This is a genomic window from Aeromonas sp. 603404 (assembly GCF_049171775.1).
Taxonomy (GTDB): Bacteria; Pseudomonadota; Gammaproteobacteria; order Enterobacterales; family Aeromonadaceae; genus Aeromonas; species Aeromonas veronii_A.
The window spans coordinates 192030-216586 of record NZ_JAAKPE010000001.1 but is presented as its reverse complement, the minus strand read 5'-3'; the positions used below and the strand labels follow the sequence as shown (position 1 = coordinate 216586).

Annotated in this window: 23 protein-coding genes and 1 other RNA gene; 10 read left to right on the top strand and 14 right to left on the bottom strand. The window is 54.9% G+C overall.

Annotated features, from left to right (window positions below; translation table 11 throughout):
- Positions 1-49 precede the first annotated feature (49 nt).
- The 3 genes from gcvP to gcvT all read right to left on the bottom strand — a co-directional run bounded on the left by gcvP (position 50) and on the right by gcvT (position 4796).
- Positions 50-2926 (bottom strand): aminomethyl-transferring glycine dehydrogenase, encoded by a 2877-nt coding sequence (gene gcvP, locus G5306_RS00950; protein WP_421312087.1) that lies wholly within the window; start codon positions 2924-2926, stop codon positions 50-52.
- Positions 2927-3224: 298 nt separating this feature from the next.
- The gene (gene gcvH, locus G5306_RS00945) at positions 3225-3614 is read right to left on the bottom strand and encodes a glycine cleavage system protein GcvH (protein WP_005333898.1); all 390 of its coding nucleotides are present in this window, start codon (positions 3612-3614) and stop codon (positions 3225-3227) included.
- Positions 3615-3698: 84 nt separating this feature from the next.
- Complete coding sequence (gcvT, locus tag G5306_RS00940) at positions 3699-4796, bottom strand: glycine cleavage system aminomethyltransferase GcvT (protein WP_005352980.1); 1098 nt, start codon at positions 4794-4796, stop codon at positions 3699-3701.
- On the opposite strand from gcvT, the gene G5306_RS00935 reads away from it, so the two are divergent.
- On the top strand, positions 4773-5000 hold the full coding sequence (locus tag G5306_RS00935) for a hypothetical protein (RefSeq protein ID WP_041915404.1): 228 nt from the start codon (positions 4773-4775) through the stop codon (positions 4998-5000). The two genes, gcvT and G5306_RS00935, sit on opposite strands and share 24 nt — an antisense overlap.
- Positions 5001-5212: 212 nt before the next feature.
- On the opposite strand, the gene G5306_RS00930 is transcribed toward G5306_RS00935, so the two are convergent.
- The 3 genes from G5306_RS00930 to G5306_RS00920 all read right to left on the bottom strand — a co-directional run bounded on the left by G5306_RS00930 (position 5213) and on the right by G5306_RS00920 (position 8596).
- Positions 5213-6481: an FAD-dependent 2-octaprenylphenol hydroxylase gene (locus G5306_RS00930; RefSeq protein WP_421312418.1), complete on the bottom strand. Its 1269-nt coding sequence runs from the start codon at positions 6479-6481 to the stop codon at positions 5213-5215.
- Positions 6482-6617: 136 nt separating this feature from the next.
- Complete coding sequence (gene ubiH / locus G5306_RS00925) at positions 6618-7841, bottom strand: 2-octaprenyl-6-methoxyphenyl hydroxylase (protein WP_100645564.1); 1224 nt, start codon at positions 7839-7841, stop codon at positions 6618-6620.
- A 185-nt stretch (positions 7842-8026) separates the two neighbouring features.
- Positions 8027-8596 (bottom strand): UPF0149 family protein, encoded by a 570-nt coding sequence (locus G5306_RS00920; RefSeq protein ID WP_005333908.1) that lies wholly within the window; start codon positions 8594-8596, stop codon positions 8027-8029.
- A 173-nt stretch (positions 8597-8769) separates the two neighbouring features.
- Between G5306_RS00920 and zapA the strand changes: the two genes are divergently transcribed.
- Both zapA and ssrS read left to right on the top strand, forming a co-directional pair.
- Positions 8770-9102 (top strand): cell division protein ZapA, encoded by a 333-nt coding sequence (gene zapA / locus G5306_RS00915; protein WP_005333910.1) that lies wholly within the window; start codon positions 8770-8772, stop codon positions 9100-9102.
- A 16-nt stretch (positions 9103-9118) separates the two neighbouring features.
- Positions 9119-9300, top strand: a non-coding RNA gene (gene ssrS, locus G5306_RS00910) — 6S RNA.
- A gap of 165 nt (positions 9301-9465) precedes the next feature.
- Here ssrS and emrD read toward each other — a convergent pair.
- The 3 genes from emrD to G5306_RS00895 all read right to left on the bottom strand — a co-directional run bounded on the left by emrD (position 9466) and on the right by G5306_RS00895 (position 12210).
- Positions 9466-10662 (bottom strand): multidrug efflux MFS transporter EmrD, encoded by a 1197-nt coding sequence (emrD, locus tag G5306_RS00905; protein ID WP_005333920.1) that lies wholly within the window; start codon positions 10660-10662, stop codon positions 9466-9468.
- A 261-nt stretch (positions 10663-10923) separates the two neighbouring features.
- The gene (locus tag G5306_RS00900) at positions 10924-11586 is read right to left on the bottom strand and encodes a glutathione S-transferase family protein (protein WP_421312085.1); all 663 of its coding nucleotides are present in this window, start codon (positions 11584-11586) and stop codon (positions 10924-10926) included.
- 168 nt (positions 11587-11754) lie between these two features.
- Positions 11755-12210: a hypothetical protein gene (locus G5306_RS00895; RefSeq protein WP_005352991.1), complete on the bottom strand. Its 456-nt coding sequence runs from the start codon at positions 12208-12210 to the stop codon at positions 11755-11757.
- A gap of 199 nt (positions 12211-12409) precedes the next feature.
- Between G5306_RS00895 and suhB the strand changes: the two genes are divergently transcribed.
- From suhB to pseC, 7 genes are all read left to right on the top strand, one after another.
- On the top strand, positions 12410-13213 hold the full coding sequence (gene suhB, locus G5306_RS00890; protein WP_005352992.1) for an inositol-1-monophosphatase: 804 nt from the start codon (positions 12410-12412) through the stop codon (positions 13211-13213).
- Positions 13214-13535: 322 nt separating this feature from the next.
- Positions 13536-14468, top strand: coding sequence for a ZIP family metal transporter (locus G5306_RS00885; RefSeq protein WP_005361496.1), 933 nt, complete (start codon positions 13536-13538; stop codon positions 14466-14468).
- A gap of 168 nt (positions 14469-14636) precedes the next feature.
- Complete coding sequence (gene mtnN, locus G5306_RS00880; protein WP_021230869.1) at positions 14637-15329, top strand: 5'-methylthioadenosine/S-adenosylhomocysteine nucleosidase; 693 nt, start codon at positions 14637-14639, stop codon at positions 15327-15329.
- Complete coding sequence (locus G5306_RS00875) at positions 15326-16288, top strand: cobalamin biosynthesis protein CobD/CbiB (protein WP_216953966.1); 963 nt, start codon at positions 15326-15328, stop codon at positions 16286-16288. The genes mtnN and G5306_RS00875 overlap by 4 nt, the downstream gene beginning before the upstream one ends.
- On the top strand, positions 16281-17126 hold the full coding sequence (locus G5306_RS00870) for a cobalamin-binding protein (protein ID WP_421312083.1): 846 nt from the start codon (positions 16281-16283) through the stop codon (positions 17124-17126). The genes G5306_RS00875 and G5306_RS00870 overlap by 8 nt, the downstream gene beginning before the upstream one ends.
- Positions 17127-17282: 156 nt before the next feature.
- Complete coding sequence (gene pseB / locus G5306_RS00865; protein WP_227340774.1) at positions 17283-18287, top strand: UDP-N-acetylglucosamine 4,6-dehydratase (inverting); 1005 nt, start codon at positions 17283-17285, stop codon at positions 18285-18287.
- A complete protein-coding gene (gene pseC / locus G5306_RS00860; RefSeq protein ID WP_421254829.1) occupies positions 18284-19405 on the top strand; it encodes a UDP-4-amino-4,6-dideoxy-N-acetyl-beta-L-altrosamine transaminase in 1122 nt (373 codons plus the stop codon). The genes pseB and pseC overlap by 4 nt, the downstream gene beginning before the upstream one ends.
- On the opposite strand, the gene G5306_RS00855 is transcribed toward pseC, so the two are convergent.
- The 5 genes from G5306_RS00855 to G5306_RS00835 form a co-directional block, all read right to left on the bottom strand.
- Positions 19402-20568, bottom strand: a complete 1167-nt coding sequence (locus G5306_RS00855) for a nucleotide sugar dehydrogenase (RefSeq protein WP_216953971.1) — start codon at positions 20566-20568, stop codon at positions 19402-19404. The genes pseC and G5306_RS00855 overlap by 4 nt on opposite strands.
- Positions 20568-21593: an NAD-dependent epimerase gene (locus G5306_RS00850; RefSeq protein WP_216953972.1), complete on the bottom strand. Its 1026-nt coding sequence runs from the start codon at positions 21591-21593 to the stop codon at positions 20568-20570. The genes G5306_RS00855 and G5306_RS00850 overlap by 1 nt, the downstream gene beginning before the upstream one ends.
- Before the next feature lie 161 nt (positions 21594-21754).
- Complete coding sequence (gene rffA / locus G5306_RS00845; RefSeq protein WP_421312081.1) at positions 21755-22894, bottom strand: dTDP-4-amino-4,6-dideoxygalactose transaminase; 1140 nt, start codon at positions 22892-22894, stop codon at positions 21755-21757.
- Positions 22891-23844 carry a radical SAM/SPASM domain-containing protein gene (locus tag G5306_RS00840; RefSeq protein ID WP_421312079.1) on the bottom strand — a complete coding sequence of 318 codons (954 nt, stop codon included), beginning with the start codon at positions 23842-23844 and terminating at the stop codon, positions 22891-22893. The genes rffA and G5306_RS00840 overlap by 4 nt, the downstream gene beginning before the upstream one ends.
- Positions 23845-23855: 11 nt before the next feature.
- The gene (locus G5306_RS00835) at positions 23856-24557 is read right to left on the bottom strand and encodes a WbqC family protein (RefSeq protein WP_421204706.1); all 702 of its coding nucleotides are present in this window, start codon (positions 24555-24557) and stop codon (positions 23856-23858) included.

The window sequence follows — 24557 nt, the reverse complement described above, 5'->3', positions numbered from 1 at the left end:
TGGGTGGCCCTGTTGTTTATACGGCTTAACTGTTGCTCCTGGACGCTACTTACTTGGCGTAATCCTCGGTCGGAATGCAGGAGCAGAACAGGTTGCGATCGCCGTAGACGTCGTCGATGCGGTTCACAGAGGGCCACAGTTTGGCGGCGCGCACAGCGTCGGACGGGAAGACCGCCTCGGCGCGGCTGTAGCCACGGGACCACTCTGCATCCATCACGTCATCCTGAGTGTGCGGCGCATGAACCAACGGGTTGTCGGCGAGGCTCCACTGCCCCTCCTGCACCTTGGCAATCTCGGCGCGGATGGACGTCATCGCCTCGACGAAGCGATCCAGTTCGCGCTTGGATTCCGACTCGGTCGGCTCGACCATCAGGGTGCCCGCCACCGGGAAGCTCATGGTCGGTGCGTGGAAGCCGTAGTCCATCAGCCGCTTGGCTACGTCCATCTCGCTGATGCCAGAAGCCTCCTTGAGCGGACGGATATCCAGAATGCACTCGTGCGCCACCCGACCGTTGCGGCCAGAGTAGAGCACCGGGAAGGATTCACCCAGCTTCTTGGCCAGATAGTTGGCGTTGAGGATCGCTACCTGAGTGGATCTCTTCAGCCCCTCGTCACCCAGCATGGCGATATACATCCAGCTGATGGGCAGGATGCTGGCCGAGCCGAACGGTGCCGCCGACACGGCGCCGTTGTCACGGCTCTCCTTGTCGGTCTTGACCACGGCGTGACCAGCCACGAACGGTGCCAGATGCTTCTTCACGCCGATGGGGCCCATGCCCGGGCCGCCACCGCCGTGAGGAATGGCGAAGGTCTTGTGCAGGTTGAGGTGAGAGACGTCTGCCCCGATAAAGCCCGGCGCAGTCAACCCGACTTGCGCGTTCATATTGGCGCCGTCCAGATAGACCTGACCACCGTGCTGGTGAACGATGTCGCACACCTCCTTGATGGTCTCCTCGTACACCCCGTGGGTGGAGGGATAGGTCACCATCAGACAGGAGAGCTGATCCCCCGCCTCGGCCGCCTTGGCGCGCAGGTCGTCGAGATCCACGTTGCCGGACTTGTCACAGGCGGTGACGATCACCTTGAGCCCCGCCATCTGGGCAGAGGCGGGGTTGGTACCGTGGGCAGAAGCTGGGATCAGGCAGATGTCGCGATGCCCCTCGCCACGGGACTCGTGGTACTTCTTGATGGCGAGCAGACCCGCGTACTCGCCCTGGGCACCTGAGTTGGGCTGCATGCAGACCGCATCGTAACCGGTCACCTTCACCAGCCAGTTTTCGAGGTCGGCCAGCAGCAGTTGGTAGCCCTTGGCCTGTGCCAGCGGGGCGAACGGGTGCAACTTGCCGAACTCGGGCCAGGTCACCGGGATCATCTCGGCGGTGGCGTTGAGCTTCATGGTGCAGGAGCCCAAGGAGATCATGGCGTAGTTGAGCGCCAGATCCTTGGCTTCGAGACGGTGGATATAACGCAACATCTCGGTTTCGGAGTGGTACTTGTTGAACACCTCGTAGGTCAGCACGGCGTCGGTGCGCAGCAGATCCTGCGGGATGGCGTGATGGGCCTGCGCCGCCTTGTCGAGAGCCTCGAGCTCCAGTCCGTGACCTTGACCGAGGAAGAGATCGAACAGCTCGGCCACATCGCCGCGGGTGGTGGTTTCAGAGAGGGACACCCCTACCGCACCGTCGAGATCGGCGCGCAGGTTGATGCCGAGCCCCTCGGCCTTGGCAATGAGTGCTTCTTTATCTGCCGTCAGCACGGTCAGGGTATCGAACCAGCTGGCATGCTTGAGGGCCACGCCCTTGGCCTTGAGGCCGAGCGCCAGAATGGTGGTGAGACGGTGCACACGGGAGGCGATGGTTTTCAGCCCCACCGGGCCGTGATAGACGGCGTAGAAGCTTGCCATGTTGGCCAGCAGCACCTGAGCAGTACAGATGTTGGAGTTGGCCTTCTCGCGGCGGATATGCTGCTCGCGGGTCTGCATCGCCATGCGCAGCGCGGCCTTGCCACGGGCATCCTTGGAGACACCAATGATGCGGCCCGGCATGGAGCGCTTGTAGGCATCACGGGTGGCGAAGAAGGCGGCATGTGGGCCACCGTAACCCATGGGCACACCAAAGCGCTGGGCGGAGCCCAACACCACATCGGCGCCCAGCTCGCCCGGGGATTTGAGCAGCAGCAGGGAGAGCAGGTCGGCGCTGACGCAGGCCAGCCCTTTCTGGGCCTGTACCGCGGCAATCAGGGCGCGCAGATCTTTCACCTCACCTGTGGTGGTGGGGTACTGGAACAGGGCACCGAACACCTCTTCGCTCACTGCATCGCTGGCGGCGCCAACCGCCACGTCGAAACCGAAGTGAACCGCACGCTCCTTGACCACGTCGATCACCTGCGGATGCACGTCATCGGCCACGAAGAAGAGGTTGGATTTGGACTTGGCCATCCGCTTGGCCAGCGCCATCGCCTCGGCGGCGGCGGTCGCTTCATCCAGCAGGGAGGCACTGGCCAGATCCATGCCGGTGAGATCCAGCGTCAGCTGCTGGAAGTTGAGCAGGGCTTCGAGACGGCCCTGTGCCAGCTCGGGCTGATAGGGGGTGTAGGCGGTATACCAACCCGGATTTTCCAGCACATTGCGCAAAATGACGTGGGGCACATGGGTATCGTGATAACCCATGCCGATATAGCTCTTGGCAATCTTGTTCTGAGCGGCATAGCCCTTGAGCTTGGCCAGCGCCTCCACCTCGGTCATGCCGGCACCGATGCCGAGCGGGCCCGGCAGGCGAATGGCGGCAGGCACGGTCTGTTCAATCAAATCGTCCAGGCTTTCGGCCCCGACGGTCGCCAACAGCTGGCGCAGCTCTTCCTCGCCCGGGCCGATATGGCGGCGGACAAAATCGGTTTTTTGCTCGAGTTCAAACAGTGACTGGGTCATTTCCCTATTTCCTGATAAATAAGTCCTGGCATGACATCCTGATAACCAAGACCTGATGTTCCTGATCGTCGGCTGATACCGACTCCACTCATGTTCTGGGTCCCGCAGACAAGGTGCGGCACCGGATGCTGCGGCAGCATCAAGAGGGGATCGCCTTGTTGCGGACCGGCCCGTTTACCCTGGCAAGAGCAGGCTGGTAAACGACAGACGCGGGCGACTTCACCCTTCCACCGGCCGGTGCTTGCCCGGCTGGCGGTCATACAAAGGGGCCCTGCTGTGTTGGCAGGGCCCGGGGGCATTACTCTTCGTCCACCACGTTCTGGTAGCCTTCGGCATCCAGCAGGTTGGCCAGCTCGCTCTCGTCATCGAGCTTGATGCGGAACAGCCAGCCAGCGCTGTAGGGGTCGGAGTTGACCAGCTCGGGGCTCCCTTCCAGCTCTTCGTTGACGGCGATGATCTCGCCGCTCACCGGGCTGTAGATATCGGAGGCCGCCTTGACCGACTCGGCCACGGCGCAGTCGTCACCGGCACTGACCTGCTTGCCCACTTCCGGCAGCTCGACAAACACCATGTCACCCAGCAGCTCCTGGGCGTGCTCGGTGATACCGACCACGGCCTCGCCGTTGGCTTCAACACGGATCCACTCGTGGGAAGTGGCATATTTCAGTTCGCTCGGGATATGGCTCATTTGTGCTTCCTTTGATCTTTGAGTCGCGTTTAAAAACGAATATGAAAAGGGATGGGGGAGGCACTGCCCTCCCCCAAAACGGTATTAAACCAGCTTCTGGCCGTTACGGACGAAAGCGGGCTTGGTGACCTTCACGGTGACCAGCTTTTTGCGGATCTCCACCTCGGCCAATTCACCGATATCGCGGGGCACCCGTGCCAGGGCAATACTGTAGCCCAGGGTGGGGGAGAAAGAGCCGGAGGTGATCACACCTTCCCGCTTCTCACCGTTTGCCGCAGTGAAGGTAACGGGCATACCGGCACGCAGCACCCCTTTCTCCTCCATCACCAGACCCACCAGCTTGGGCTGGTTGCCCGCCGCTTTCTGCGCTTCCAGCACGTCACGGCCGATGAAATTGCGATCGCTCGGCTCCCAGGCGATGGTCCAGGCCATGTTGGCGGCGAGTGGAGAGATTGACTCGTCCATATCCTGACCATAGAGGTTCATCCCCGCTTCGAGGCGCAGGGTATCGCGGGCACCGAGGCCGCAGGGGGCCACGCCGTTATCCAGCAGCGCTTGCCACAGCTCGCAGGCTTTCTCTTGCGGCACCACGATTTCATAACCATCTTCGCCGGTGTAGCCGGTAGTGGCGATAAAGAGATCGCCAGCCTGCACGCCGAAGAAGGGTTTCATCCCCACCACGGCGGTACGCTGAGCGGCGCTCAGCACAGCAGCAGCCTTGACCTTGGCGTTGGGGCCCTGCACCGCAATCATCGCCAGCTCAGGACGCTCGGTCACTGTGATATCGAAATCGATGGCGTGATGGCGGATCCAGGCCAGATCCTTCTCGCGGGTAGCGGAGTTGACCACCAGCCGGTAAAACGTATCGCCAAGATAATAGGTGATGAGGTCATCGATAACCCCGCCTTCCGGATTGAGCATGCCGCTGTAGAGGGCCTTGCCGGGGGCAGTGAGTTTGGCCACGTCGTTGGCCAGCAGGTGTTGCAGAAAGGCTTTGACCCGTTCGCCGGTCAAATCGACGATGGTCATGTGGGAAACATCGAACATACCGGCATCGCTGCGCACCGCGTGGTGCTCTTCCAGCTGGGAGCCGTAGTTGATGGGCATTTCCCAACCGTGGAAGTCCACCATCTTGGCGCCGGCTTCCAGGTGTTTGGGATGCAGTACAGTAGTCTGGATCATCGCATTCTTTCCTTAGCAAAAAGCCTTTTCGCTTTGGCGACCACCCTTGCGACCCGCGCCACCGCTCTGACTGCATTGCGTGCAACAAAAAGCGACCGGATCCAAAAGTGTGTGCTCGCTCCTGCCCTTGCCAGGCAAGAGGGATTCCTTGAACGGAGCGGATTATATGACAAGCAGGCGAGCGTGCCGCTCAAAAAAAACTAATCCCCTCCCGTAAAACTGACTCCAGACACTAAGATAAATGCAGTGATAAAAACAGCCATAAGCCGACTCAGGCGAGATTAAATTTTGATTTTCACCGTTTCGTCACAATTTGCAGAAAAACGTTTCGCTCCAGAGCAAAATTAAAGGCTGACACCCAAAACGGGTCGTCAGCCTTGTCGGATTACTTTTGTTGTCAAAAACGGCGAGTAATATTAGTTTTTTTCACCCTTGGCCTGCATGGCACTGCCTTTGGTCGCAGCAACAGCCCAGTCAGGACGGGCCAATGCGGGCAACTCTCCCTCCAGCCCCATGGCGGCGCGGATCACCCCCTCCTTGAAGGGCGTCAGCAGATTGGCCGCACGCAACCCCACGCCCCGCACCAGCTTCTTGAGCGGGTTGGCCCCGCTGAACAGCCGCTTGAGCCCCTCCATCGCAGCGAGCATGCGAGCCGCTTCGCTCTTGCGCCAGCGCTCGTAGCTGCGCAGGTTGGCGAGCAGGCCGATATCCTCGCCCGCAGCATGATTTTGCAAGATCTGCTCCGCCAGCGCGGCAGCATCCAGCAGGCCAAGGTTGACCCCCTGCCCCGCCAGGGGGTGGATGGTATGAGCGGCATCTCCCACCAGCACCAACCGCTCGCGAGCAAAGTCGCGGGCATAGCGGGCGGTGAGGGGAATGGCGCTGCGCGGCCCCTCCACCTTGCACAGACCGAGCCGGGCATCGAAGGCGGCGGTAAGCTGGCGATTGAACTGCTCGTCGTCGCAGGCGCAGAGCGCCTCGGCGCGGGCCGCAGGCAGCGACCAGACGATGGAGCAGAGGTTCTCTTGCCACAGCGGCAAAAAGGCGAGCGGGCCATCCGGGGTAAAGATCTGGCGAGCAACAGCTTCATGGGGTTCGGCGCAGCGCACCGTCGCCACCAGCGCGTGGTGACCGTAATCCCAGCTGGTGAGCGGGATATCGGCCTGACGGCGCACCCAGGAGTGGGCGCCATCGGCGGCTACCACCAGTTTGGCCGAGATAGCCTGACCATCTTCAAGGAGCAGCAGGGCGCCCGCCGAGCCGCTCTGCAGGCTCTTGGCTCTGGCGGGGGTCAGCAACTGGATATTGCTGGCACCTTCAATCGCCTCAAGCAGTGCCAGCTGGATCACCCGATTCTCGACGATGTGGCCGAGGTTGGCCTGACGCAAGCTGGCGGCATCGAAGTCGATATGGCCGAAACTGTCCTGCTCCCACACCGCCATCTTGTCGTAGGCCTGCAGGCGGCGCGCTTCAATGCCGTCCCAGGCGCCGACATGGCGCAGGATCTGCTGGCTGGCCAGACTCAGGGCGCTGACCCGGTTATCGGCCACCTCCCCCAGCTGCGGGTCGGGCAGTTGTCCCTCCACCACCAGCACCTTGAGGGCGCTATGTTGCAGGGCCGCAGCGAGCCCCAGCCCCACCATGCCGCCACCGACAATCACCACATCCACATTTTGCATCTGCATCATCTCATCCTTTCAGGGCTGACCGGCTGGCCAGCGAGGGGACGCCCGCAGGCATCACCTCTTTATTCAATAGGTTTTGATCAACGAATGGCGGTCACCATCTTCCGGTCAACAGGTTCCACTCAACAAGTGCTGGCTAGTTGCCGCACACATCAGCGACAAAGCCCAGGGTGCGCGAGGCAAGCGGCGCCTTGAGGCACGGGAATCGCCCCATCAGGGTGAGCGCCAGATTGCGCCCAGCCACCAGCGGATCGTGACCATTGGAGAAGAGCTGGGCCAGCGAAGAGGTAAGCCAGACGGTCTGCTCCTGATCGCGCTGACGCTGCTGCCAGTAGCCACTCAGTACCTTGAAGCTGCCGATATCCTCCCCCTCTGCCAACGCCTTGGCTACGGCGCCGGTAAGCAGGTCGAGATCCCGCATCCCGAGGTTGAAGCCCTGTCCGGCAATCGGGTGCAGGGCGTGGGCGGCATTACCGACCAGCACGGTGCGCTGGGCCAGCGGGTAGTCGCAGGCGGTCAGAATGAGCGGATAGACGTTACGCACGCCGCATCGCTCGAAGCGACCAAGCCGCCAGCCAAAGGCCTGCTGCAGACGGGCAAGAAACGCCGCCTCATCGAGGGCCGTCAGCTCATCCACCTCATGCTGCCCTACGCTCCACACCAGCGAGGAGAGCCCCTCCTGCATCGGCAGTAGGGCCAGCGGCCCCCCTTCGGTAAAACGCTCGAAGGCGCGTCCCTCAGGGTCTTGCGCCGTTTTGACCGTGGCGATGATGGCGTGTTGCTCAAAGTCGTGGCGGGTCACCGGCAACTTGAAGTGCTGACGCACAAAGGAGTTGCCGCCGTCTGCCGCCACCAGCAGGCGGGTCTCAATCTGTTCACCGCTCTCGAGGGTGAGGGTCACCTTCTCCTCATCGGGCACAATCTCGCTCACCCGAGCCGGACAACAGACCCGGATATTGGGAGAGGCCGCCATCGCCCGTTGCAACTCATGACCGGCAGCTGCAAGCTCGATCACCTGGCCCAGCGCGGGCAGACCGTATTCGGCAGCCGACAGGCGAGCCTGACCGAAGTGGCCCCGATCCGAGACATGAATCTGGGTAATGGGGGCGCAATGGGGGGCAAACAGCGGCCAGAGTCCGCATCGCAACAGCGCATCACAGGTACCGGCCGAAAGCGCAATGGCGCGGGCGTCGAACCCTGAATGGGTGTGCTGTTCGGGGACGCTTGCCTCCAGCAGCAGGATCTCGAGGGGGGAGCCATCGGATCGAAGCAGGGCTGCCAGCGAGAGGGCCAGCACGGCACCGCTCATTCCACCGCCGACCAGGGTGACATCGACCTGTCGCACATCAGATTGAGACATAAGCAGAGAGGAAGAAGTGAAAAAGGTGGCCTCATGCTATCACAAAGCCGCTGGCCGAATGCGAGGTCACCGGCAAAAAACCGGTTGCGCCTCACAGGGTTAGCCACCACAAGGGAATAAAAAAGAGCGCCATCAGGCGCTCTTGCAGATTCAGTAAGGGTCGCGTTGACCCGCACCTCAGCACCTCAATGAAGGGTCGGCGGCGCGCTCGGGGTATCGGGGCGCTTGCCAAACTCTTCGAAGGCCATCATAACACCCAGTTTGACGTGTTCGTAGAGCACCAGGAAAGAGGCTTCGTTCTCGTCATCTTCCTGATCGAACTCGGCGGAGACCTGAGTGATGCTGGCGATATCCTGGATCATCTCCTGCAGCTCTTCCGACGCGCGGGAGAGCTCCTGCTGCACCACGCCGAAACCGGCCAGAAATGCCTGTGACCAGTCCACCAGCGAATCGATGCGCTCGTCGAGGGGAGCATCATCACTTGGCAGCAGCAGCTCGACGCCCTTCTGGGCCATCAGGCTCTCGACCACATTGTGATAAAGATCGGTCATCACCTGGCGCACCGGGGCCGGCAGGCCGAAACCGTCGTTCACCAGATCGTTGAAATGGGGCAGCCAACTCTTGTCGTCCAGTGCCACACCGCCGCACACCAGACCGCAGATCACACCATGGGCCTCTACTGCGCTGGCCATCAGCTCATGTTGTTCCATGATGTCGGCCACTGCCGCATATTTAAGGGGGTTCGTTTTGCTCATCGAGGATCCGCTCAAAGTTCAGTCAAATTTGCAGAATTAATGGTCAGGATCCTAGCATTCTCCCTCTTGCAGAGCCAGCAAGGCCTTGAAACTTATGCATCTGCGCTATATAGTCCCGCCCAGTTGTCCACGTGGATAAAGGCGGAAATCAGCTCCGCCGTATTGAGGAAGGCATGAGCACAGAGGCCGTAGAAATCGTCATTTTGGGACGTCCCTACAAGGTATCCTGTCCCTTGGGACAGCAGGATGCCCTGCGCCAGGCCGCCGAGCAGCTGACCGACAAGTTGATCGACCTGCGTCAACGCTCCAAAGTCTCCAGCAACGAGCAATTGGCTATCATGGCGGCGCTCAATTTCTGTCATGAGCTCTGCCTTGAAAAAGAGAAGAACCACCAATACTCTGAGACCATGGACAAGCGGATCAAGATGCTGCAGCGCACCATCGAAGCGGCCCTGATCGAGCACGGACAATATGGTGATTCCAGCGAAGAGGGGCAACAGCCCTAATCGCAAACCGTTTTAAAATTCCCTGGGATGTTTGTCAGCCGGTTCAAGTCCCCGAGCCGATATTCATACCAAACAGGGGATCTGCCTTCTGGCTATTGCGCATGCTCGGCACGACCGAGAAGCCTGCGGTCAGATCCGATCCCCGCCTTGAACCGACGGTTCAAGGGCCCAAACCGGCAACGGCATCTCGGGGTACCAACAGCAAAAGCCCGTCACCAGCGTGACGGGTTTTTTCTTTTCCGGAATTAACCTCACAACATCGATCACTACATCAAGCTAATGCGATCTCCTAGCCCGTTCTCCGGATAAAACAAAGCCCACCGCTGAGGGTGGGCTTGCTCCAGATGCAAAGAGAGCGGCAGATCAAATTGCCATCTGCTCGTGGGGGGAGCCATGGTGGCGTAACCAGACAAAACTCAGCGCCACGATCAGCACCATCAGGGTCATGATGGCACCCAGAGTCACCTGACCGGTCATCGGGAAACCGGCCGCCAGCAGGGTCACCACACCGGCACCCAGATTCTGCATCCCGCCGAGAATGGCACCCGCGGTACCGGCCTGACCCGGGAAGGGCTCGATGGCACAGGAAGTGGCGGTCGGGTAGAGAATACCGCTACCAATGAAGTAGACAGCCGCACCACCGACCAGCGAGGCGGCACTCACCACCCCGAACAGCCCCGGCACCAGAATGATGAGGGAGCCGAGCGCCAGAAAGGCGATGCCAAGGCGCATCAGTTTGCCCTGAGTCAAACGGAAGCTCAGCTTGGCAGAGAGCCAGGCACCGAACAGATAGCCGGGCAGCGGCAGCACGAACAGCACGCTCACGGTACGGGCACTCAGTTTCAGCACATCGCCGAGCAGCACACCGGCCGCCGCTTCAAATACTGCCAGTCCCGCAAAAGTCGCCATCAGGCAGAGCAGGTTGCCCTGAAACTTGGGGTTGCCCAGTACATGGCGATAGGCAGCACCGACGCGCAGCGGCTGACGGGCAGCAGCAGGCAGCGTCTCACCAAACCAGGCCATGATCGCCAGGGTAGCTACGGCACCAAAACCGAACAGGAACCAGTAACCGGCACGCCAGTTGAACAGCTCGGTCAGCCAGCCACCCAGCACCGGTGCCAGCAGCGGGGAGAAGATCACCCCCATGCTGACCAGACTGTTGGCGCGGTTGAGCTCGGCGCCGTTGTAGCGATCGCGCATCACGGTACGGCTCATGGCGCCACCGGCACCGGTACCCAGCCCCTGAATAAAGCTGCCCACCAGCAAGGCGGCAAAATGGGGGATGACCTGAATGATCAGGGTGCCTACCAGAAACACCATCATGCCGACGATCAGCACCGGACGACGACCGATGCGATCCGACAGCGGCCCGTAGACAAACTGGGAGAGGCCATAGGGGATCAGGTAACAGGCCATCACCGCCTGCAACTGGCCCGAGGCCACATTGAAGTCCCCCGCCATCATGGGAATGGAGGGGACATAGAGGGTCTGGGTCATCTGGCCCACAGCGACCATCAGAATGGTCAGTAAAAACAACGGATAAAAACTGTGCCGATCCATATCAGTCCCAAAAAATCGAAAAAATGCTGCCGCCCTCTGGCACAAAATGGCCCAGAGGAATCTGATCACAGAGGCTGTGATGCAATCAAAAACAGTGTTGGAAACAGTAGGCGGGGAGCCCGCCAGACCACCGCACAGGACGCTTGGTGGTATGGGGGCATCATAGTGATTCAGCTCACAGAAAACGAACGAATCTTTATAATCGGCTTGCCTTAGTTTTTCTAATATTACGGGGCAATACGCCCCGTCTGCGGTTCAAAATCAACGTGTTACCATCTGTTGTGCCTGCTTGATCAGCTCATCCGGCTGCTCTTTGCGCGGTGGTATGGTGATCCCCTTCTGGCAGGCAGGCTTCTCGGCCATCCGATCCATCCAGGCTTGCAGATGGGGTAACCCTTCGATGGAGATGCCGCTCCAGTCATAAATCCGCACCCAGGGCCAGGTGGCGATATCGGCGATGCTGTACTCGTCCGCTAGATATTCGTGATGGGCCAGATGGCTGTCGAGCACCTCGAACAGGCGGCGCCCCTCCTTCTGGTAGCGTTCGATGGCGGCGGGGATCTTTTCGGGGAAGTAGCGATAGAAGACATTGGCCTGCCCCATCATGGGCCCTACCCCGCCCATCTGGAACATCAACCACTGAATGGCCTGAGAGCGGCGTTTGGGGTCCGCCGGCAACAATTTGCCCGTTTTCTCCGCCAGATAGATAAGGATGGCACCCGACTCGAATACGGCAAAATCGTCATTATCCCGATCGACGATGGCCGGAATGCGGCCGTTGGGGTTGATGGCGAGAAACTCGGGCTTCTTCTGATCCAGTGCCGAGAGATCGAGAGGAATGACCCAATAGGGCAATCCCAGCTCTTCCAGTGCAATGGCCACCTTGAAGCCATTGGGGGTTGCGGCGGTATAAAAGTCGATCATGATTCACTCCTTGTTGGTCATAGCCAGATTGCACGGTTGGAACTGGGTGCAACACCATAGCCGCCTCATCTTGCAACAAGTGACCGGCTCCAGACCATTAAAAAGCGGCGTACCGTAGGCCAAACAAGGCCACGGTGCGCCGCTGGTGCTCTCTGGCAATAGTAGATATTAGTTAATCACGGCGACCGGCTTGCGCTGGCGCAGCATGATCAGGCGGGAAAGCAGCGGGAAGTAGGACTCCAGCTTGCGCAACAGCACCCGGCTGCAGGCAGGCTCGGCCAGCTCCGACTCATCCAGCACGATGCCGTTTGAGACAAAATAGAAACGGGGGTCACGCACATCCGGCCCGCAGACCGTCAGCTCCTTGTCTCCCTTACGGATCAGCAGCGGCAAGACCGGCAAACCGATCGTCTCATCCTCTCCCCGGGCAAATCCGGCATCCTGCCAGGGCGCATCGCCGTCGATCAGCAGGATCGCCGCCTCCGTCTTGGCCGGTTGCCACTGGGCCAGGGGGGTCACGGTGATGTGGGCAAAGTGATCACCATACTCGGGTGATGACCGCAAGATGGCCAACAGTCCCTCGCTGGCTGCTGACACGTTCTGACTCACTAATGACAAATTCATGGCTCATATCCCTATGCTCATGACAGCCTGTATCCGGCTGCTGGGATAAGACTAGCGCAGATCTGGTCTATATTGGAGCCGTCAGATCTGGCAGTCGCAATCAATTAGTCGTAGGGGGATAACAGTTGCCATCGCACAAAATACTGGTATCATACCGCGTCCTGTTATCCCCCGTTCTTTAACATCCAGTGGTGAACCTATGCATCCGATGCTGAATATCGCCGTGCGCGCTGCGCGCAACGCCGGTCAAGTTGTAGTAAAAGCCTTCTCCCAGCCCGAGAACATTGAGGCTATCCAAAAAGGCAGCAATGACTTCGTGACCAACGTTGACCGTGAAGCCGAAGCGGCCATCATTCACACCATCAAAAAATCTTACCCGGAGCACAGCATTGTTGCTGAAGAGTCTGGTGAGATTGCCGGTACCAATCCGGACTATCAATGGATCATTGACCCACTGGATGGCACGACCAACCTGGTCAAAGGCATTCCGCACTTTGCCGTCTCCATCGCCCTGCGTGTCAAGGGCAAGACTGAACAAGCCGTTGTTTACGATCCCATCCGTGACGAGCTGTTTACTGCTACCCGTGGTAGCGGCGCCCAGCTGAACGGCTACCGCATTCGTGTCGGCAAAGCCAAAGAGCTGGCTGGCACCGTGCTGGCGACCGGTTTCCCCTACAAGCAAAAGCACCACATCGAGTCCTACCTGAAGATGTTCCAGAGCATGTTCATCGAATGTGCCGACATCCGTCGCTCCGGCTCTGCCGCACTGGATCTGGCCTACGTGGCTGCCGGTCGCGTCGACGGTTTCTGGGAAATCGGCCTCAAGCCCTGGGACACCGCTGCCGGTGAACTGCTGGCCAAAGAAGCTGGCGCCATCGTCACCGACTTCGTAGGTGGTCACAACTACGAAAACTCCGGCAACATCGTGGTTGCCAACCCGCGTGTCCTGAAAGAGATGCTCGGCAAGATCCGTGAAGAGCTGCCGGAGTCCCTGGCGAAATAAGCCAGCCTTCGAGCAGACAGATAACAAAACCGGCGCAAGCCGGTTTTCTTGTATCTGTTATCCGAACACCAAGGCAGACATCTACAGCTGATTTAAAAGAGTTCGCGATGCATCCCCACTTGCCTCTCAACATCCACTTCAGCCATTTGCAGACAACCCCTCTTGCCCCCCGCCTTTGGCTACCGATAAGAGTTCCCATGTGGTTGCCTGGATAAACTCTTTCCAGATTTTCAGATAGCGGCAATCGCCCTGCAGACATGGACAAGGGGCGGCCGAATCGATGTAATGCCACCATCCACTTTGCACACCTTGAGGTCATGCCATGGACCATCTCTCAGCTCTTCCTCCGTTATCATGGTCACAGCAACTGCGCAGCCAGATGCAAAGCCGCCCGCTCACTGCTCTCGGCCTCTTTATCGCGCTGGCTGCCGTCTTGTTGCTGCTGTTGCAGAGTCTCATCATGCTCGCTACCGGCGAGGTGACCAGCGGCGTGCGCTATGGCCTGATAGGTGGTGCCGCCGGGTTTGCCGCCACCGCCATCGGCGCCCTGCCCGCTCTGTTTCTACGCTCGGTACCGCAAAAAGTGGAGGACACCATGCTCGGCTTTGCCGCAGGCATGATGCTGGCGGCCAGCGCCTTCTCCCTGCTGCTGCCGGGGCTAGAGGCTGCCGAGGGGATCACCGGCAACGGCTTTAGCGCCGCCGCCGTGGTGGTTGTCGGCATGACCCTCGGGGTGCTGTTGATGCTGGGGCTGGATCAGTTCACCCCGCACGAGCATGACAAAACCGGCCCCTGCGGCCCCGGCCACGAGAGCTGCTCCCGGGTCTGGCTGTTCGTCTTTGCCATCGCCCTGCACAACCTGCCGGAGGGGATGGCCATCGGGGTGAGCTTCTCGCAGGGGGATATGTCGGTGGGGCTGCCGCTTACCACTGCCATCGCACTACAGGATATTCCGGAAGGATTGGCGGTGGCGCTGGCCATGTGCGCCGCCGGTTTTCGCCCCTCTGTCGCGGTGCTGGTTGCCATCGCCAGCGGCCTGCTCGAACCGGTTGGCGCCCTGCTCGGAGTGGGGCTCTCCAGTGGCCTTGCCATCGCCTACCCCATCGGACTTGGGCTCGCCGCCGGCGCCATGCTGTTTGTGGTCTCGCACGAGGTGATCCCGGAGACTCACCGCAACGGTCACCAGACCTATGCCACCCTCGGTCTGATGGCAGGCTTTGCCCTGATGATGACCCTCGATACTGCGCTCGGCTAAAGGCACTCTCCCCTCCTCATCAATGCTTTTTGTCACCTGCGGCGCTCCCATATGGAGCGCCGCGCTTCATCTCTCCTTTCGCTTGTGCCTCTCGGCGCCGACGCCATCTTTTGTTATGATCTACAGCAACTTAAATTCAGCCACACGGCTATCAAGACGAGGTCAGCAATGAAAGTAGGTATTATCGGCGCCATGGAGCAAGAAGTGGCCCTGCTGCGCAGCCAGATGAGCAACCCCACCACCCTGCAACTGGGCGGCTGCGAGTTCTATCAAGGTGAGCTGGCAGGCAAAGAGGTGATCCTGACCCGCTCCGGTATCGGTAAGGTCGCCGCCAGCGTGGCCACCAGCCTGCTGCTGGAAAAGTTTGCCCCCGACTGCGTCATCAATACCGGCTCTGCGGGCGGCTTTGCCCAGGACCTGCATATCGGTGATGTGGTGATCGCCAGCGAGATGCGTTTCCACGATGTCGACGTGACCGCCTTTGGTTACGAGATGGGCCAGATGGCGCAACAACCCGCCGCCTTCCCCTGCGACGAGAAGCTCATCGCGGTCGCTCAGGATTGCATCGCCGAGCAGGGCAAGCACCAGACCAAGGTCGGCCTAATCTGCACCGGCGATCAGTTCATGTGCAAACCGGACGCCATCGCCAAGGCTCGCGCCGACTTCCCGCAGATGCTGGCGGTCGAGATGGAAGGTGCCGCCATCGGTCAGGTGTGCCACATGTTCAAAGTGCCCTATCTGGTGGTGCGCGCCATGTCCGATATCGCTGGCAAGGAACAGGTTGAATCCTTCGATGCCTTTATCGAAGTGGCCGGCAAGCACTCCGCCGAAGTGATCATCAAGATGCTCGGCAAGCTGTGATCGAGACCGGCTCGCTTGATTTGATGGCCGACGCCCTCCTCTCGACGACGGCGGCCATTCTGGTAGGTGCTGCCCTGCTGGAGGCGGTGATCCCGTGGCCATCCCATCTGCGTCTTTCGGCCGTCACGCCCCTGCTGACCCGGCTGGGGCACAAGGTACACAGACCCGATGGTTCACCCGGCCAGCAAATGCAGGCCGGCCTGCTGGCAATGCTGGTAGTCTGGCTCCCCTGCGCAACCGGGCTCTGGTCGCTTCGCAATCTGGCCCTGAGCGAGCCGCTCTTCGACCTGTTGTTCTTGCTGCTGATGCTCGAATCCCGTCCGCTGCGCGAACTCTCCCATGCCACCCGCTCGCTCGCCACCCAGGAGACCCTGCCGCTGGCGAGATTGCAGTCTGCCCCCTGGCTTAAGCGGGAGACCGGCAAACTCTCGACCATGGGGCTAGCCAAAGCAGTGACGGAGAGCTGCGCCCTGCGTCTGGTCGGCCAATGGGCTGGCCCGCTGCTGGGATTTGCCTTGGCTGGCGTACAGGGCGCCTTGCTCTGGCGGCTGGTGCAGCTGATGAGCCAGGGCTGGAGCATGAAGGATCCCGCGTTTGGCTATTTTGGCCGAGCCTCCAGTACCCTCTATCAGGGGCTCAATGCTCCCACCATCCTGCTACTGGGGCTACCGCTCCTGCTACCGCGGCTCAAACAGGCCGCACAGCTGGTGCGAAGTGGCGCGCTCTGGCCCTATCCAGTCATGGGGATGCTGCTCACCCTGCTGGTAGATAAGTGCCGGATCCGCCTTGGTGGCCCTCGCTACTATCAGGGGGCTCTCCAGCGCTGGCCAGTCATCGGCACAGGTGCTGAGCCAGATAGCGAGACTCCGCGCAAGGTGCTCAACATTCTGCAAGGATGCGGCTGGGGCTGGTTGATACTGGCGCTGGTTGTCACGATAGCGGGGTTATTTCATGGATAGATGGCTGCGATTGCCGATCTGGCTGCCCTGCGTGCTGCTGGCCTGGTTGCCCGGTGTTCTGTTTGCCGCGACTCCGAGCCGGGTGGTGAGCGTGGTACCCCATCTTACCGAACTGCTTTACGACATCGGTGCCGGTGACAAACTGGTGGCCATCGATGATGCCTCAGACTATCCCGCCGAGGTGAAAAACAAACCCAAGGTGGCCAATTATCGCAGCATCAATGTCGAGGCCCTGCTGGCACAAAAACCGGACCTGATCCTGGGCTGGCGCTCGGCCCAGTCACGAATGCTGGCACCGCTGGAACAGCTGGGTATCTCGGTGTTCTACTCTGAACCCACCGATTTTGCCTCGCTGGCGACCGAGATGCGGGCGCTGGGCAAATTGCTGGGTGTTGAGAAAAGTGCCAACGAAGCCGCCGATCGCTATCTGGCGCGCCTGCATGAGCTGCAACAGCGTTATGGACAATCAACCGGCGTCAAGGTGTTCTACCAGCTCTGGTACCCACCGCTCACCAGCGTCAGTGGCAATGCCTGGCCGGCTCAGGCCATCGAACTCTGCGGCGGGGTCAACGTCATGGCAAATGCCAAGACCCCCTACCCTCAAGTGGACATGGAACAGGTGATCAAAGCGAACCCCGCGCTGATCCTGGCGGGGAGTCAAGATCCTGACGCCCTGAATCACTGGCAAAAGTGGCCCAATCTCGATGCGGTGCAGCACCAGCGACTCGATTTGATCAACTCGGATGAACTACACCGCTTCACCCCGAGAGCCCTCAATGGGGTTGAAGAGGTTTGCCAGGCTATTCAGCTAAGCGCGCAGAGCTCCAGCACATCTTGATAAAGCTCTACTGATGCGAGCCAATCCGAGGTGGTCTGGGTGCGCCCAAATCTTTAAAACTGTTTTTGTGAATGGATCACACTCTTTGCCAAAAAAGCTGGTACTTTATTTGCTAGCATATGATTCATCTACTGTTTTTATGACGAGATGCCCACAATGTTCAACGATAAAACGCTACTGATCACAGGTGGCACCGGCTCGTTTGGCCAACGATTGGTCAAGACAGTACTGGAACGTTATAAGCCGAAACGGCTCATCATCTATTCTCGTGACGAACTGAAACAGTTCGAGATGCAGCAGGAGTTTAACGACCCCTGCATGCGCTATTTTATCGGTGATGTCCGAGACGCCAACCGGCTTACCATGGCAATGCGTGGCGTCGATTACGTGGTTCATGCAGCAGCACTGAAACAGGTTCCAGCCGCTGAATACAACCCCATGGAGTGTATTAAAACCAATATCCATGGTGCAGAGAACGTGATCCAGGCCGCTTTGCTCAATCAAGTCAAAAAAGTTATTGCCCTCTCCACTGACAAAGCTGCCAATCCAATCAATCTCTACGGTGCCACCAAACTGGCATCAGACAAGCTCTTCGTGGCAGCAAACAACATCGCGGGGCAGGATCCCACCCGTTTTGCAGTGGTTCGTTACGGTAACGTGGTGGGTTCTCGCGGCTCTGTCGTCCCCTTCTTCCAAAAGCTGATTGACCAGGGGGCGGATGCGTTACCCATCACCCATGAGGAGATGACGCGTTTCTGGATCACCTTGCAGCAAGGGGTTGATTTTGTCCTGGACAATTTTGGGCGGATGAAGGGGGGGGAAATATTTGTTCCCAAGTTGCCATCCGTCCGAATTACCGAGCTCGCCAGCGCCATGGCCCCTCACCTGCCACACAAGATCATCGGCATTCGCCCGGGAGAAAAGCTCCATGAAGTGATGTGTCCTGCCGATGACTCTTATCACACCTTCGAGTTTGATGACTTCTTCGTGATTGGCCCAACCATCAACTTCAATAATCGCAACAACGATTTCTCCAAAACAGCGGCGGGCGAAAAAGGAAAAATGGTAGAACAGGGCTTCGAATATAACTCTCGCAGCAACCCTCACTTTTTTACCATTGAACAGCTTTTGAAAATGAACCAAAAGGGGAGAACTGAATGATCCCTTATGGCCGCCAATCCATCAGCCAGGCAGATATCGATGCTGTTGTGGACGTTCTCAAGTCCGACTTCCTGACCCAGGGACCCGTAGTCCCCCGCTTCGAGCAAGCAGTAGCCGATTACTGTGGAGCCAAATTCGGGGTGGCAGTCAATTCAGGTACCGCAGCACTCCATGTAGCCTGTCTGGCACTTGGCGTTGGCCCCGGCGACTGGGTCTGGACATCCCCCATCAGCTTTGTTGCATCCGCCAACTGTGCTCTCTACTGCGGTGCACAAGTCGATTTTGTCGATATTGAACCAGATACCGGTAACATGTGCGCTTTGGAGCTGGAGAGGAAGCTGATTGCAGCCAAGGCGGAAGGAAAGCTACCCAAAGTAGTCATACCGGTGCACTTTGCCGGCCTCCCCTGCGACATGCAGGAGATCCACCGCCTGGGACAAAAGTACGGTTTCAAGATCATCGAAGATGCCTGCCACGCCCTTGGTGCCCGTTATCATGGTGAGCCTACCGGCAATGGCCGCTATAGCGACATCACAGTATTCAGCTTCCACCCGGTGAAGATCATCACCACTGGCGAGGGTGGCATGGCCATGACCAACGACCCTGCGCTTGCCAAGACGATGCGCGTGCTCCGCAGCCATGGCATCACCCGTGAACCGGAAGACTTTATCAATGAGCCGGACGGCCCTTGGTACTATGAGCAGCAGATGCTCGGCTTCAACTACCGCATGACCGACATTCAGGCTGCGCTGGGGTTGAGCCAGATGGCCAATCTGGAGACATGGATTCACACGCGTAACGAGATTGCCCAGTACTACTTCGAAAGACTGGCACCACACCAGCTACCTCGTCATTTCAACACCGAGCGGCGTAGTGCCTTCCATCTCTATGTTCACCATGTAGCCCCTGAACAACGCAGTGCGCTCTTCCAAAAAGTACGTGCACAGGATATCGGCGCCAACGTGCACTATATACCTATTTACAAACAACCTTGGCATCAAAAGTGGACTCATACTACCCTGCCCTCTACTGAGCAATTTTACGCAGGCGCAATGACCTTGCCACTCTTTCCTGGTTTGACAAAAGCACAGCAATTGAAAATATGCAGTCTGCTTTAGTCGTAGCCAAAAATGTCTCGTGTATAGACCTTATCAATCACATCGGCTAAATCAGGACTCATTCGGTTGGCAAGTATAATGTCACACATACCTTTAAATACGGATACTTCAGTGATGACTTTTGACCTAAAGAAATAAGGTTCCATTAAGGATGGCTCATAAACAACAACCTCAATACCCTTCGCCTTGATTCTTTTCATGACTCCCTGTATTGCCGATGCTCTAAAATTATCCGAACCAGCCTTCATAACTAGTCGATAAATACCTACTCGTTTAGGATTAGTCGCGATAACTGTATCGGCAATAAAATCTTTTCTCGTTGTATTAGCATCAACAATAGCTCTAATCAGGTTGCTGGGCACTTGGTTGAAATTTGCCAGAAGCTGCTTGGTGTCTTTTGGCAGACAATAACCTCCATAACCAAAAGATGGATTGTTGTAATAGTGGCCAATACGAGGGTCCAGGCAAACACCATCAATAATATCCTTTGTTTCTAGATTATTTTTTTGGGCATATGTATCCAACTCATTAAAAAATGCGATTCGCATCGCCAGATATGTGTTAGCAAATAATTTTACAGCCTCTGCTTCCGTACTTTCAGTAAAAATGACTGGCACATTTTTTTCTATTGCCCCATCAATCATAAGTCTAGAAAATGTTCGTGCATATTCACTTGTTGCCCCGACTATAACACGTGATGGATAAAGGTTATCATATAATGCTCTCCCTTCACGTAAAAACTCGGGGGAAAAGAAAATATTCTCGTAATTATGAGTCATCCGCATTTTAGAGGTAAAACCAACAGGAACAGTAGACTTGATTACAATTACTGCCTCAGGATTAATTTCCATAATATCAAAAATAACTGACTCTACCGACGCAGTATCAAAGCAATTTGTATCAGGATCATAATTAGTGGGCGTCGCAATTATAATATAGTCAGCATGTTGGTAAGCGGTTGATTTATTCAAGGTTGCGGTAAGATCCAAAGTCCGTTGTTTAAAGAACAGATCGATATCAGAATCAATAATTGGAGATTGTCGCCTGTTAATCATGGACACTTTTTCTGGATTAACATCAAATGCAACAACATGATGGTTCTGAGCTAACAATATTGCATTAGACAAACCTACGTAACCTATACCGACAACGGCAATTTTCATTATTGAACCTTCACATCCAAAAATTGATAATAAGAGCGATACCATTCAACAAAATTCTGTATGCCCTGTTCTATCTTCATTGATGGGCGATATGAAATAGTAGCAAATAAATCCTCAGTATCCGCCCATGTCGCATAAACATCACCCGACTGCATGGGCATCATATTTTTTATAGCTTTAACCCCCAGCGCTTGCTCGAGAGATTGAATAAAATCAACTATTTTAATCGGCCTACCATTACCAATGTTAAATACACGATAAGGGGCACTGCTATCAGCTGGAGAACCAGTTGCGCAACGCCAGGCAGAATTTTCAACCGGTATCACGTCCGCTACCCGGATCACACCTTCAGCAATGTCATCTATATATGTGAAATCTCGGCTTAACAGACCATTGTTATATACATCTATTGGCTGTCCAGACAGCATACATTTAGTAAATTTAAATAATGCCATATCCGGCCGTCCCCACGGGCCATAAACTGTGAAAAAACGCAATCCTGTGGTTGGGATACCATACAAATGAGAATATGTGTGCGCCATCAGCTCATTCATTTTTTTTGTCGCTGCATATAACGAAATAGGATGGTCAGTGGGTTCACTCACTCTAAATGGCATTTCCTCATTCATTCCATATACGGAGCTAGAAGATGCATAAACAAGATGCTCAATATGATGATGACGACAACCTTCCAGAATTGTCAAAAATCCGTCTACGTTGCTATCAATATAAGAAAAGGGAGATTCCATTGAATGGCGAACACCGGCTTGAGCGGCAAGATGAATTACTCTGTCAAACTTCTCTTTGGAAAAAAGAGTCAGGATAGATTTTCTATCAGAGACATCCATTTTTACAAACTTGAAGTTAGAAAATGGAGTTAACTGTTCAAGTCTACTTAATTTAAGAGATACCTCATAGTAATCATTTAGGTTATCAATACCTATAACCTGATACCCTTTCAAGCACAGTAGTTCGCACACCTTCGCACCGATAAATCCCGCTGCACCAGTTACAAAATATTTCATACGACATACCTGTTAAAAATTGCTTTTGGTTATACGCTAAGGTGAAATCATTATCTTACTGAGTGCCAATATCCATATGTATATTACAAATATTATAGCTTATGAATATTTATAAGATCATTAATAAAATGCATCTAATTCATTTAAATTTATGATTAGCTTTAATTATTGACTACAAAAAAGTGTCTGACCGCATCAATAATGAATACTTGCTCCGACTCAGTCAGGCTTGCATATAAAGGTAAACGTAACAGCATTCTAGAAACCGCTGTGGTATTTATATCATCGCCATGAAATCTACCATATCGAATACCAGCCGGACTAGAATGCAGAGGTACAAAGTGTGAGGTAACTTCCACATTAAGATTGCGCATGAATTTAAATAATCCCTGTTGTTCGTCAGGGGATCTTGTTCTTATATGATATATATGAGCATTATGCTCAACATGTGCCGGAACGGCAGGAAGTGTGAGCACTCCAGCATTAGCCAACTCAGATAAACATGTATGATAAAAAAGCCATTTTTTTAATCTAGCATTCGTAATTTGTCTCGCGTTTTGTAATTGCTGCAACAAGACTACAGCTTGAACCTCTGACATTACATAACTAGATGATAAAATTTGCCATGTATATCTATCAACCTCTCCACGCAAAAACCTTGAACGATCAGTTCCTTTCTCCTGAATGATTTCACATATACCATGGTACTTATCTTCGTTTACTAAAAAAGCCCCGCCCTCACCACCGGCATGAATATTTTTAGTATGATGAAAGCTGACGCAGCCAAATTGACCAATTGAACCAAGTGGCCGTCCTTTATATGTTGACATGATACTTTGTGCAGCATCTTCAACCAATACAAGATTATAGCGATTGCATATATCGACTATAGAAGACATTTCTGATGCAACACCGGCATAGTGAACAACCACTACGGCTTTCGTTCTAACTGTAATAGCCTCTTCAATAAGCTGCTCATTTATATTCAAAGTGTCTGGCCTGATATCGACAAATACTAATTTTGCGCCCCTTAAGGCAAAAGCACTTGCAGAGGTAACAAATGTAAAGCTTGGCAGTATTACCTCATCCCCTGGCTGCAAATCCATAGCTAAAGCTGCCATCTCCAAAGATGCACTACAGGATGGCGTTAAAAAAACTCGCCTTGCATTATATATATCGTGTAATAGTTCCTCACATTTTTTTTTATTAACACCGATACCTAAACATTCTCCATCACTTTCAGTGATATGGCCAATATTATTGGGGCGATTATATGGTATCCAATTGCGATATGATTTCATTTCATAATAACCTTAATGTCACTGACAAGATTTGCATAACTTCTTCCTGAATCAGGCCATGTTGTCAGCCTCCAATCAGGACATTGCCCACAAAAAGTATGGCATTTGAAATCGTTATTAAGATGAGCCTCTCGCAGTTCGTTTAAAAATGCTCCCTGCCAAGCAGTTTTTAGCGTTGTCTTCCTGTAATCAATGAAACTGGATGCATACACCCAATCTGTCGGGCAAAAAGAAAGCTCACCTTTTGGATCCAGGGTCAAACGCTCCCATGGATATAAGCATGGGCGCCTTGACTCATGGGAATGAGCTTCCCCTTGAGCCAACATACCTGCCGCCGAATGTAAATTCCTGATCAGCACTTCATCAGCTCCCTGATTTTTCCAAAAAAGAGAAAAATCATCTACCTCATCTTCATTTCCTGCCTGACGAATAAAACTCACAACAATACGAGTTCTGTATTGCCCTGTCTTGATATGTTCGATCATTCTAATTATATTACGTCGCACTTGCTCAAGACGCCCGCCACGAATATTCGCATAAGTCTCATCTTTAAAGGCATCAATGCTGACATCAATCATATGAAGGCCACTTTCTAATAACTGTTTTAGTTTGTTCTCATTAAGAACTGTACCATTAGTGGTTAACGTGACAAACGTGCCACTATGCTCGACAGCATACTGGATCATTTCATGTGCATGTGGATGCATAAGTGGCTCACCATTGCTGGTATATCGTATATACTGGCAATGTCCGTCGCTATTGTCTCTTATATCATCGATCAGCTTCTTGTTTAGTTCAGGGTCTAACAATCTTGCGGAATAATGTTCAGACTCTTTAAATTGAGGGTGTGGACAATGTATGCATCTTAAATTACAAATTTCAGCAATATCTACAATGACCTGTGATGGAAACTCCGATGACAGTCGATCATAGAAACCATATTTAGCCATGAGTCCTCCTACTAATAATTTAGTTCGCTATGAACAAAATCACCGCCAGCACATAATAAAGCATCGATAATACTGACGCGGCAATCAAAACCAGGTCCGTTCTGGGGATAGCGAGCATATTCAGGATATTCCATCCAGGCAACACCGATACCCCTTTCTTCAAAGCGCCCGATATCTAAATAATTTTTTGCCGCCGGCCCAGAAAAATAAATACTTGCATCAGCTCTTTCAGCAATGACGATCAGTCTTTCCGTTGCATCGCTAACCCCCCCCCCATTCAAGTAATGACTATCCGTAAAGATGGGGGTGGTGATCCCTAATAAATGCATGATTTTTTTAATAAACATGATATTTATATCAGAGATATACTCAAATTCACGTGCATCTTCATACCATGATTTAATTTCATCTATATATCTATCAAAAAAAAGCGCCTTTTTGTATCGCTCTTTAATTATAGCAAAATGCTTCTGACACCATAGATTATCGACAACTTTTGTGGATGATATTTTCTGATTTCTATCAACATGACATACGGGTATTGTTAACCATACAGCACCCTGTGTGGTCATAATCCTATTGCGGTTACGCCAATCTCTTGTTGTATACTGGACAGAATCAAGAAATATAAATTCGTCCACCCTGTTTATAATATCAAAGTAGCCTATCCAAGGAATATAATTAGATTGAATGATTGCTATCTTTTTATGCAA

What these genes read in the sequence shown, in the direction of transcription:
- pseB (WP_227340774.1), top strand. Translation starts at nt 17,283, where the DNA reads ATGTTCAACGATAAAACGCTACTGATCACAGGTGGCACCGGCTCGTTT.
- G5306_RS00935 (WP_041915404.1), top strand. Translation starts at nt 4,773, where the DNA reads ATGCAGTACAGTAGTCTGGATCATCGCATTCTTTCCTTAGCAAAAAGC.
- G5306_RS00855 (WP_216953971.1), bottom strand. Translation starts at nt 20,568, where the DNA reads ATGAAAATTGCCGTTGTCGGTATAGGTTACGTAGGTTTGTCTAATGCA.
- gcvT (WP_005352980.1), bottom strand. Translation starts at nt 4,796, where the DNA reads ATGATCCAGACTACTGTACTGCATCCCAAACACCTGGAAGCCGGCGCC.
- G5306_RS00895 (WP_005352991.1), bottom strand. Translation starts at nt 12,210, where the DNA reads ATGAATTTGTCATTAGTGAGTCAGAACGTGTCAGCAGCCAGCGAGGGA.
- mtnN (WP_021230869.1), top strand. Translation starts at nt 14,637, where the DNA reads ATGAAAGTAGGTATTATCGGCGCCATGGAGCAAGAAGTGGCCCTGCTG.
- gcvH (WP_005333898.1), bottom strand. Translation starts at nt 3,614, where the DNA reads ATGAGCCATATCCCGAGCGAACTGAAATATGCCACTTCCCACGAGTGG.
- rffA (WP_421312081.1), bottom strand. Translation starts at nt 22,894, where the DNA reads ATGAAATCATATCGCAATTGGATACCATATAATCGCCCCAATAATATT.
- G5306_RS00870 (WP_421312083.1), top strand. Translation starts at nt 16,281, where the DNA reads ATGGATAGATGGCTGCGATTGCCGATCTGGCTGCCCTGCGTGCTGCTG.
- suhB (WP_005352992.1), top strand. Translation starts at nt 12,410, where the DNA reads ATGCATCCGATGCTGAATATCGCCGTGCGCGCTGCGCGCAACGCCGGT.
- G5306_RS00920 (WP_005333908.1), bottom strand. Translation starts at nt 8,596, where the DNA reads ATGAGCAAAACGAACCCCCTTAAATATGCGGCAGTGGCCGACATCATG.
- G5306_RS00850 (WP_216953972.1), bottom strand. Translation starts at nt 21,593, where the DNA reads ATGAAATATTTTGTAACTGGTGCAGCGGGATTTATCGGTGCGAAGGTG.
- ubiH (WP_100645564.1), bottom strand. Translation starts at nt 7,841, where the DNA reads ATGTCTCAATCTGATGTGCGACAGGTCGATGTCACCCTGGTCGGCGGT.
- G5306_RS00885 (WP_005361496.1), top strand. Translation starts at nt 13,536, where the DNA reads ATGGACCATCTCTCAGCTCTTCCTCCGTTATCATGGTCACAGCAACTG.
- G5306_RS00930 (WP_421312418.1), bottom strand. Translation starts at nt 6,481, where the DNA reads ATGCAGATGCAAAATGTGGATGTGGTGATTGTCGGTGGCGGCATGGTG.
- zapA (WP_005333910.1), top strand. Translation starts at nt 8,770, where the DNA reads ATGAGCACAGAGGCCGTAGAAATCGTCATTTTGGGACGTCCCTACAAG.
- gcvP (WP_421312087.1), bottom strand. Translation starts at nt 2,926, where the DNA reads ATGACCCAGTCACTGTTTGAACTCGAGCAAAAAACCGATTTTGTCCGC.
- G5306_RS00840 (WP_421312079.1), bottom strand. Translation starts at nt 23,844, where the DNA reads ATGGCTAAATATGGTTTCTATGATCGACTGTCATCGGAGTTTCCATCA.
- G5306_RS00900 (WP_421312085.1), bottom strand. Translation starts at nt 11,586, where the DNA reads ATGATCGACTTTTATACCGCCGCAACCCCCAATGGCTTCAAGGTGGCC.
- emrD (WP_005333920.1), bottom strand. Translation starts at nt 10,662, where the DNA reads ATGGATCGGCACAGTTTTTATCCGTTGTTTTTACTGACCATTCTGATG.
- pseC (WP_421254829.1), top strand. Translation starts at nt 18,284, where the DNA reads ATGATCCCTTATGGCCGCCAATCCATCAGCCAGGCAGATATCGATGCT.